Consider the following 10,000-nt stretch of genomic DNA (forward strand, 5'->3'; position numbering starts at 1 on the left):
TCGCGCAAATCGCCCCTGTCGGCCTTTGATGGCGTGATCAGCGGTATGCTGGCTGTGCGCGCCGAGGCCATTGAGGGCGCGGCTTCGATACAGGGCCTCGACAGCACCATAGGTCTCAATGGCCGGGTGGATTTTGAAAATACGCGCGTGGCCTTTTCGGGCACGTCGCAGGTGATGGCGACGCTGGACGGTGTCACCAGCGGCACGATGCAGGGCCGCGCGCTTCGGGTGACGGCGCAGGATATGACGCTGCGCAGCGATCTGGCGCTCGATGCGGCCTCGGCCCTGACGCTGGACGGCCCCTTGAGCGTCAGGGCCGGGGCTTTTACGCAGGACGCCCTGTCGCTCAACGACGCGGCGCTGGACCTCTCCGGGTTTTCGCTGGCGCACGGCTCCGAAGGCACAGACCTCAGTTTTGAAGGCCGCGCCGTGGCCGCCCGCGCCGCGCAGGGTGATCTGAGCCTCGCCGACGTGACCGCGCGGCTGGACGGCACGGGGCGCTTAGGGCCAGACGCTTATGAGATCGCCCTGACCACCGATGTGAACGGCCGCCAGGGCAGCTATCGCGGCATGGGCGCGCTGGCCGCCGACCGCGCCAGGGCTCTGGCCGAGGGGCGTGTAGCCTTTGACGCCGCCAATGCCCGCCTGCCGGACGGCATACCGCCGGTGCCCGCACCGCCGCCGGGCCCGGACCTGATGGTGTCTCTGCTGCGCGCCGCCGACCGTTTCAGTCTGTCGGCCGATACTGTGCGCGTGTCGCTGACCGGGCAGGGCAACCGCCACCGCTTCGCCGTGCGTCCGGGCAAGCCGGTGCTGATCCGTCCGCTCGATGGCGGCGAGATCCGCCTGACGACCGAGGGCGCGTCCGCCCTGATCGCCAGCGATGCGCGCAGCACGTTTAATATTGTGACGAGCGGCGAAACCCTGCCGGTGCTCAAGGCGCGGGTGTCGGACTTTGGTTTCGGCGCGCAGGGCGCGCTGGATGGCCGCCTGAGCCTTGAGGCCGGTTTCAACTTCGCGCCCGTCTATGGGGCGCAGGCCAGGGCCAATGGCCGTTTCGTCTATAGTGCGGCGGGCCTGTTGCAGGTGCGCCTTGATGACTGCGTGCCCTTTACCGCTGACCGCGCCGATATTGGCGGCCGCCTGACCGCGGTGACCACCCGCCTGTGCCCGACGACGGCCCCCATCCTGACGATGACTGGGGGGCAGTGGCGTAGCGAAGGCCGTTTCGACAGCTTTACCGCCGCCGCGCCCGACTATCAGGTGGCACTGGCGGGCGGCGAGGGGGCCTTTACGGCCAGCAGCTTCGCGGATGCCGAGGGACTGGGCTTTACGGTGGCGCTGAAAACCCTGAAGGCCACCGACGCGCTCGACGCGCCGCGTTTCCATCCGGTGTTGATCGCCGGAGACATAGCGCAGGGCCGCAGGACGCTGGACGGCAAGCTGGCTGTGACCTCAGCCGATGCGGCGGTGCAGGCGCGCGCTGGTGGACCTCTGGCCGAGATCAGACTGACCTCGGACGTGGCCAGTGGCCGGGGCCGCGCTGATCTAACTGCGACGAACCTGACCTTCGCACCGCAAAAACTGCAACCGCTCGACCTGACGCCGATGGTGGCGGGAGTAGTGCAGCGCGACACCACGGGCCGCGTCGATTTCAAGGGGTTTGTCGGCTGGTCGCCGGACGGTTCGACCTCAGGCGGCGTGCTGACGCTCAATGAGATGGGCTTTACCGGCCCGGCGGGTCTGGTCGAGGGCCTGAACGGGCGCATTGACTTTACCTCTCTGGCTCCGCTGCAATCGGCGCCAGGTCAGACCCTGACGATCCGCAACGTCACCAGCGTCGTGCCACTGAAAGACGTGCGGGCGGTGGTGCAGTTCGCGGGGGAGTATCTGAAGCTCGAAAGCGCGCGCGTCACCAGCGACGGCGGCGATTTCGCCCTGGCCCCGATGGACGTGCCGTTCGATACAACCAAGCCGCTCAAGGGCGAACTGAGCTTTGACAAGGTCGATTTCGGCAAGGTGGTGGCCTCAAGCCCGTTCGCCAAGGACGCTGAATTTACTGGCTTCGTGTCGGGCAAGCTGCCGTTTGAACTGAATGGCGGTAAGCTCAGTGTGCGTAAGGGCTATCTGCTGGGCGAAGGGCCGGGCCGTGTCTCGATCCGCCGCAACGCGGTGACCGCGGTGGCGGCTGAGGGCGGGACGGTCAGCAACGCCGATAAGGCTGCCGTCCCGGTGGCCCCGACGCCCGATCCGGCCCCAAATATCGTCGAAGGCCTTGCCTATCAGGCGATGGAGCATCTGGCCTATGAGGAACTGTCAGCGGCGGTGAATACGGATGACAAGGGGCGGCTGAACTTCAACTTCCGCATCGTCGGACGCTATGATCCGCCGCAGCGCCGGGAGGCGAAGATCGGCCTGATTGACTATCTGCGCGGCACCTGGACGCAAAAGCCTATCGACCTGCCCTCCGATACCAAGGTCAATCTCAATCTGGATGTGAATTACAATCTCGATGAGTTCCTTAAGGACTATTTCGAGGTGCAAAAACGGGGTGGCTTCGACTGGTCGAAGCTCAAATAAGGCCCGTTACGCAGGGCGCTCTCGCTGACACAATTATGCTCAATAGACAGAGGTAGAATGTCTCTGTCATTCAGGCCCGGTTCAGCTTATAGCTGATATCCAGACGTCATGATCTCTTGCTGTGGAGCCCTTCATGTTGAAATCCCCTGTCGCCCGCGCGGGCGTGGCCGTCCTGTGTCTGGCCGGTGTAGCGCTCACCGCGGCCTGCACGCCGACGGTTCGCCTTCAGGTCGATCCCATCACCATCTACGCCAAGCTTGACGCCAATGTGCGTATCTCGCTGGATGAGGATGTGAAGGCCCTCGTCAAACAAAATCCGGACCTGTTCTGAGGAATTTGGCTATGAAAAAGACCCTGTTTTCGATCCTCAGCGCCGTCGTCGTGTCGTCGGCCGTGCTGACTACCGGTATCGCCCTGAACGCCCCGGCCTACGCCCAATCCGCCGCCAAGGCGACCGTCGATGCCGCCAAGGCCGCCGGTACGGTGGGCGAGCAATCCGACGGCTATCTGGGCCTCGTCAAGGACTCAGCCGACGCCGCCACCAAGGCCGCCGTCGATGAGATCAATGCCGGCCGTGCCCGCGTCTATGCCGAAGCCGCTGCCAAGAATGGCGTCTCTCCGGCCGCCGCCGGGGCCTCGGCCTACAACAATGTGATCTTCCCAAAGGTCAAAACCGGGGAATATTACAAGGACGATTCCGGCAACTGGAAGCGCAAGTAAGCCTTCTGATTTCACGGCTTCTTAAAGGCCCTGTGGCAGTGTGTGCCGCAGGGCCTTCTTCGTGCGTGAGTGGCATATGACGTGCAGGGCTTCGTCAAAATTCGCCTGACTGGTTTATTTCAGGACACCCCGCACAGGAACCCGCCCATGACGACACCCATTCGCGCCGCCGTTTCCCAGGCCGCAGCCGACAATATCCGGCCGCTGACCTCGCTGCGTTTCTTTGCGGCGGTGTGGGTGATCCTCTACAGCTACTGGTCGGCGCTCGAAGGGGCCATCCCCATCGGTATCATCGAAAAGGGCTATCTGGGGGTCGATCTGTTCTTCATCCTGTCGGGTTTCATTCTGAGCCACGTCTATATGACGTCGCTGGGGGAAGGGCGGTTCCGCTACGGGTCTTTCATCGTCAACCGGCTGGCGCGCGTCTATCCGCTGCATCTGGCGACGCTGTGTTTTGCTATCCTGCTGTGGGGGGCCGCGACGCTGAAAGGCATGAGCGTTGACAAGAATCTGGTCAACTGGCCGTCCCTGCCGGCGCATCTGTTCCTCGTGCAGGCCTGGGGTCTGGCGCCGGAAGCGTCCTTCAACCACCCTTCGTGGTCGATTTCAGCGGAATGGTTCGCCTATCTGCTGTTCCCGATCTTCGGCACGGTGGCGTGGTCGATGCGCGCCCGTCCGTGGCTGGCTGTCGGTCTGTCGGTCACCTTCCTCGTCAGCCTGTATATGATTTTTGAAGCCTTTATGGGCTTCAAGCTGACCTCGGCCACCGTCTTCTGGGGGGCGCTGCGTATCGTGCCGACCTTCATGCTGGGCTGCGCACTTTATCTGGTGTGGCGGTCGGGCAAGCTGACGCCGCAGGTGGCGCTGATGGGGGCGGCAGCCTCCAGCCTGATCGTCATTGCTGCGGCCTCGTGGCTGAAGATCGACGCCCTGATCGTGCCGATGCTGGGTCTGATGCTGTTGTGCGTGTCGCGCTTTGGTAATGGCGGCGTGATGGGCAACCCCGTGCTCGTCTATCTCGGCGAAGTGTCGTTCGCCATGTACATGGTCTATGTGCCATGGAAATGGGTCTATCTCAATGTGATGGGGATGGTGCTGGGTACGGGGGATGCGCCTTTGCCGCTGCTGTGGTGGACGGTGGGCCTGATCGCCATTATCCCCGTCGCCATGCTGGGCCATCACATTGTCGAACTGCCGATGCGCCATGTCGTGCGCCATCTGGGGGACCGGCTGCGCTATCGACTCGCTTACCGCCTGGCGCGTTAGATCAGTTTGCTCCGCTCTCATCCGTAAGCGGACGAAACCCCATAATTCGAGCGTCTTTTCCCGCGTGCGGCGAAAAGACGCTCGTTTTTTTTCGCCCGCGCCCCGAATTTATAGTTAACTGATGTTTAACAACTTTTTTGCAACATCCTCAGGCACGGCCCGTCCGGATGTGGGAAATTTACCACGATTTGGAAAATAAAGGCTTTGTAAATGCCGCTGAGTTATGTATCAAACCTCTACAAGTAAATGTTGCGGGCGTTTTAGCTGATCTTTTTCACCCGCAGCCACCCCCTGTAAGACCCCTAAGAGGACCGCCGCAAAGGCCCCTCGATCAGGCCCCAAATGGAGTGCTCGTGTGCTGAAAAGACTAAGCGTATTGGCCCTGTCGGCGACTCTGGCGTTTGGCGCCGTGGGCGCGCAGGCCGCTGAGAAGAAATCCCCCTACTGGCAATGCGTCACCTTCGCCCGGTCGATCACGGGTATGAACATTTTCGGTGACGCCTGGACGTGGTGGGAAGGCGCTTCGGGCAAATACGACAAGGGTCAGGCACCGAAGGCCGGGGCGGTTCTGGTGTTCCGTCCGCAGGGCAAGATGCGACTGGGCCACGTGGCCGTCGTCTCTCAGGTTATTACTGATCGCGTCATTCAGATCACCCACGCCAACTGGTCGCCCATCGGTGGCCGCCGTGGTCAGGTCGAAAAAGACGTCACCGTCGTCGATGTCTCGGACAAGGGCGACTGGAGCAAGGTGAAGGTGTGGTACGGCCCGATCGCCGATGTGGGCACCACGGTCTATCCGACCTATGGCTTTATCTATCAGGCGGCCCAGAAGGGTCAGGAGATGGGGGAAAACCTCGTCACGCAGGTGCTCGACAAGCCGACCGTCAAGAAGCCGTCTGCGTTCGACAAGGTGGCGCAGAAGACGTCCTCCAAGACCAGCAATAAGGCTCTGGTCAATGCCCTGACCACCGATGTCGAAGCGCCGCGCAGTCAGGCGCTGGCCTCCGCGACGGCGGACGATGCGGTGGCGCCCAAGCCCGCCGATGTGAAGCCGGACGCCAAGGCCGCGGATAAGGCCAAGGCGAGCAAGACGAAGACCTCCACCGAAAAGGCCGTCGCTGATAAAGATGCCGACAAGGCTCCGGCGGCGAAATCAAAGACCAAGACAGACAAGGGCGACAAGACGACCAAGGTCGCCGACAACGCCAAGGCGGACAAGAGCGCCAAGGCCGCGCCGAAGTCGGGCAAGAAGGCCGTCGCCGAAGCGGACGACAAGGCCGCAAAGACTTCCAAAACCGCCAAGGCTGATAAGGCTGACAAATCGGGGACCAAAAAGGTCGCCGAAGCCGAGGCCAAAAAATCCGAAAAGAAGACAGAGAAGACCAAGGCCTGAGCCGGTTCTTTTTGTCTGAAGGTTTGCAACGCCGCTGGTCCCGCCAGCGGCGTTTGACTTGTCAGGGCGACGCAAAGCGGCCTATTCAGGAATGATCTGTGAGAGGCCCCATGCTGAACATCTATAGCCGTGACGCGGCCCCGGACGGGGCCTTTACCGTGGTGCCGCCCGAAGGGGCAGGGGACGAGGCCGGCTGGTGCGAGATTACGCCGGACGGGGTGTGGATCGACCTCTACAATCCGGACCGTGAGGAAGAACGTTATGTCGAAGGCGTCGTCGGGCTGAACCTGCCGACGCGCGAGGACATGCAGGAGATCGAGTTTTCGTCGCGCCTCTATCTCGAAGACGGCGCGGCCTTCATGACGGCGCTGGTAGCTTTTTACGGTGGCTTCGACCACCTGCAATCGGGGCCGGTGACCTTCGTCCTGCACCGTCAGCACCTGATCACCATTCGCTATATCGACCCCAAATCGTTCAGCATCTTTGCCGAACGCACGGTGCGCCATCCGGAAAACTGCGATCGGGCACACGAAGCGCTGGCCAACCTGCTGGAGGTGCTGATCGACCGCACGGCGGACCTGCTGGAAAAGGCGTCGGCCACGGTGGATGAGATTTCCGGGCGTATCTTCGCGCCCAAGCGCGGGCGCAATCTGGAGCGAGTCCTGCGCGAACTGGGCCGTTGTCAGTCGGACACGGCGCGCATCCGCGACAGCCTCGTCTCCTTTGGCCGGCTACTGCTGTTTGCGCGGGCGCTGGATCGCGAACTGGTCGGAGCGGACGAGACGGGCTTCAATGCCTTCCATGACAAGCTGCGCACGCTGGAAAAGGACGTGGCCTCGCTGAACGATCATTCGGCCTTTGTGTCGGGCAATATCGCCTATCTGCACGACGCGGCGCTGGGGGTAATCAATCTGGAGCAGAACACGACCATCAAGATCGTCTCGGTGGCCTCGGTGGCCTTTCTGCCGCCAACCCTGATCGCTTCGCTCTATGGGATGAATTTCGAATTCATGCCCGAACTGCACGTGCCGTGGGCGTACCCGCTCGTGGTGCTGGCCATGATCGCCTCAGCGGTCGGGCCGCTGGTGTGGTTCCGCCTCAAAGGGTGGTTATAAAAGCGACTTATCTTTCCGCCAGCGTGTAGGTGCAGCCCTGATCGCGGACATGCGCCATTTCGGCCTCCAGAAGCCGCGCCCGCGTCAGGTCGGCGTGGCGCAGGCTGGCGTGGGTCAGGGTGGCCCGCGTCAGATCGGCACGCAGGGTGCGGTCACCCCCCAGCGACAGGGGCGAGAGATTGGCCCGGTCCAGCGTGGCGCGGGTGAGGCGGGCCCCGATCAGGCGCGCCCCCCTCAGATCGGCCCCGGACAGGTCGGCCATGCGCAGGTCTGCACCGGAGAGATTGACCCCCTGTAGCTGCGCCCCGGAGAGGTCCATGCCGTACAGGATGGCGCCGGCCATGTTGGCCGCCGTCAGCTTGCGGCCGATCAGGGTGGTGGCGCTGCGAAAATCGAGCCCGCTGAAATCCTGCGTCGCGCCCTCCTGCCCCCCGCTGCGGCACCACGCCTCATAGGCGTCGAGCAGGTCATCGAGCGGTTCATCGTCAATGAAGACGCTGATCGGTTCGCCCAGAATATCCGACATGTCGGTATCCTTGGTGGTCATGCCCTGGGTCTGGGTCCCGACCATCACCGCCCCTTTTAATGAGGCCCCGGACAGGTCGGCGGACGACAGGTCCGCCGCCGACAGGTTGGCCCCCTCCAGCGAGGCATTGCGCAGCTTGGCGTGGCTTAAGACCGCGCCTTCGAGCTGGGCATCGCGGAAATCGGCGGATATGGCCCCGGCGCCGGTCAGGCGCGCGCCCGACAGGTCCGCCCCGGAGAGGATGGCGTAGTCCAGTTCGCCGGCGCGCTTTTCGTGCTTCATCAGGCGCAGACCGTGCTTTTCATCCTTGAAGGCGATCTGGCCTTCGCGCAGGTCGCAGCGCGTCAGGCTGGCCCCGGTGAGATTGGCTCCCCTCAAACAGGCCCCGCGCATATCGGCGCGGTCGAGCACGGCGAAGCGCAGATCGGCTTCGCGCAAATCGCATCCGTACAGATTGGCGCGGCTGAGGTTGACGTCGCGCAGCGCCGCGCCGCGCAGACAGGCCCCGGTCAGGACGGCATCGGACAGGTCCATCCCTTCGAGATTGACCCCGCTCAGGTCGATATAGGCGAGATTGGCCAGCTGCCCGCCCGGCTTCATCGTCTTGTATTTGTGGTGCAGCTCGATGATCGTGCGCAGGGAACGCGGATCAATGGTCTGTAAGGTGGCGGCTGACTGCGTAAGGGGCAAGGGAGCGTCCGGACAGGGCGTGAAGGGAGCGAGCGGTGAGGAGGGCAGGCGTGTCCCCCTGACCCTGAAGCCAAATGGTGAAAACTTGCTCTACGCTGGGTCGCGGGGCGAAAAAATATCTCGTGGTCGTTTCATGCGACATTTGGGGGCGCAATGATTTCTACTGGAATCATTGCGCTCAAGCCGCCATTGAGGCGGCGGCCAAGGTGGCGTAGCCACCGCCCGGCGAGGGGCAAAACAAAGGCTAAGCCATTATGTTTTTGCAGAAAACATAATGATTTAGCGGCAGGCCTTGCACAGGCCGCGCGCTTCCAGCGTCACCCGGCGCGTTTCAAAGCCGCTGGCCGAGGCCTGCTGGTCGATTTCGGGCAGGCTGACGGCCACCTCTTCGCTGCTGCCGCAGCAGTCGCACAAAAGGAAGGCGGCGGCGTGCGGCTGCACGGCCTTGCCGTCGGCGTGGCCCTGACAGGCGACGAAGGCGTTCAGGCTTTCGATGCGGTGGATCAGCCCCATCTGCTCCAGAAAGGCCAGCGCGCGATAGACAGTCGGCGGCTTGGCAGCCCCGTCGGGGTGGAAGCGGTCGATGACATCATAGGCCTTAACCGGGGCATTTTCGCTGAGGATCAGCTCCAGCGTGCGCAGGCGCGGCGCGGTCATGCGCTCACCCTGCGCTTCGCACAGGCGTCGGGCTTCGCTCAGGCGCGCGTCGATGCGCCCGCTATCGAGGGTGTGGACGTGGTCGTGATCGTGGCCGCAGGCGTGTGACATGGCTATAACTTAGGCAGACTCGCGACATTTCGCAATGACGGCTTGACACTGTTTATGTTATTACATAACAGATACCGGTCCGGTACGGCCTTTGTGTGTGGCCGTCCGCTTTTTTCGGGAGCCTCCCCCATGCAAACCCGTATGGTTCTCACCCTGACCGTCAGCCTTGCCGCGCTGGTCGCCGTCACCCCGGTTCTGGCGCAGAGTTCGTCTCCGACACCTCAGAAAGACGAGGACATAACGGAGATCGTCGTGACCGGTACGGCCTATGGTGTGTCGAAAGACGCCCTGATGAGCAATGTCGATGTACTGACCCGCAGCACTATCGACCAGAAGCCGGCTGAGGGTCTTGGCGATATGCTGGCCACCCTGCCGGGCGTGCGCTCGTCTGCCTTCGCACCTGGTGCCAGCCGTCCGGTGATCCGTGGCCTTGACGGGTTTCGTGTTCTGCTGCTCAACAACGGCATGGGGGCCATTGATGCCTCAGCCGTGTCGCCCGACCACGCGACAGGGACCGATCCGGTCGAGGCCCAGCGTATAGAGGTTCTGCGTGGCCCTTCGGCCCTTATCTATGGCGGCAACGCCATCGGCGGCATTGTCAACATCATCGACGATCGTATTGCGTCGGCCCCGGCCAAGGATGGTGTTGAGGGCCGCTTTACGGCACAGGCCTCCAGTGTTGATAATGGCAAGCAGCTTGGGCTGAATGTAAAGACAGGGCAGGGGCCTTGGGTTTTCACCGCCGACGCCCTCAAGCGCAAGAGTGATGATTACGAAACGCCCGTAGGTCCGGAGTCCCGTCGGCTGACCGACGCCGAAGGGGAGGAACCCGATACGCGCGATCGTCAGGAAAATTCGGCTGTTGATCTGAGCGCCTATGGGGCTGGCTTGTCCTATGTGGGTGACTTTGGCTTTGCGGGCCTGAGTGTCAAGCATACCGAT

Annotated in this window: 8 protein-coding genes and 1 pseudogene; 7 read left to right on the forward strand and 2 right to left on the reverse strand. The window is 62.8% G+C overall.

Features of this window, described 5'->3' with window-relative positions; translation table 11 throughout:
- From LDL37_RS07885 to LDL37_RS07910, 6 genes and pseudogenes are all read left to right on the forward strand, one after another.
- Window positions 1-2,580, forward strand: a 2,580-nt coding sequence (locus LDL37_RS07885) for a YdbH domain-containing protein (protein ID WP_290796399.1), incomplete at its 5' end; no start/stop codon positions are given.
- Between the two features lie 133 nt (window positions 2,581-2,713).
- Complete coding sequence (locus LDL37_RS07890) at window positions 2,714-2,911, forward strand: YnbE family lipoprotein (RefSeq protein ID WP_290796402.1); 198 nt, start codon at window positions 2,714-2,716, stop codon at window positions 2,909-2,911.
- Between the two features lie 11 nt (window positions 2,912-2,922).
- Window positions 2,923-3,300, forward strand: a complete 378-nt coding sequence (locus LDL37_RS07895; RefSeq protein WP_290796405.1) for a YdbL family protein — start codon at window positions 2,923-2,925, stop codon at window positions 3,298-3,300.
- A gap of 147 nt (window positions 3,301-3,447) precedes the next feature.
- The gene (locus LDL37_RS07900) at window positions 3,448-4,566 is read left to right on the forward strand and encodes an acyltransferase (protein WP_290796408.1); all 1,119 of its coding nucleotides are present in this window, start codon (window positions 3,448-3,450) and stop codon (window positions 4,564-4,566) included.
- 442 nt (window positions 4,567-5,008) lie between these two features.
- Window positions 5,009-5,395: pseudogene (locus LDL37_RS07905) on the forward strand (CHAP domain-containing protein); the annotation flags it as partial.
- A gap of 674 nt (window positions 5,396-6,069) precedes the next feature.
- Window positions 6,070-7,074, forward strand: a complete 1,005-nt coding sequence (locus LDL37_RS07910) for a magnesium transporter CorA family protein (protein ID WP_290796412.1) — start codon at window positions 6,070-6,072, stop codon at window positions 7,072-7,074.
- Between the two features lie 7 nt (window positions 7,075-7,081).
- On the opposite strand, the gene LDL37_RS07915 is transcribed toward LDL37_RS07910, so the two are convergent.
- On the reverse strand, window positions 7,082-8,290 hold the full coding sequence (locus LDL37_RS07915) for a pentapeptide repeat-containing protein (protein ID WP_290796415.1): 1,209 nt from the start codon (window positions 8,288-8,290) through the stop codon (window positions 7,082-7,084).
- Window positions 8,291-8,569: 279 nt separating this feature from the next.
- Window positions 8,570-9,058, reverse strand: coding sequence for a transcriptional repressor (locus tag LDL37_RS07920; protein WP_013478420.1), 489 nt, complete (start codon window positions 9,056-9,058; stop codon window positions 8,570-8,572).
- A gap of 129 nt (window positions 9,059-9,187) precedes the next feature.
- Between LDL37_RS07920 and LDL37_RS07925 the strand changes: the two genes are divergently transcribed.
- On the forward strand, window positions 9,188-10,000 hold an 813-nt coding region (locus LDL37_RS07925; protein WP_290796420.1), incomplete at its 3' end, for a TonB-dependent receptor plug domain-containing protein.

Origin of the sequence: Asticcacaulis sp. (genome assembly GCF_020217185.1) — a bacterium.
GTDB lineage: Bacteria > Pseudomonadota > Alphaproteobacteria > Caulobacterales > Caulobacteraceae > Asticcacaulis.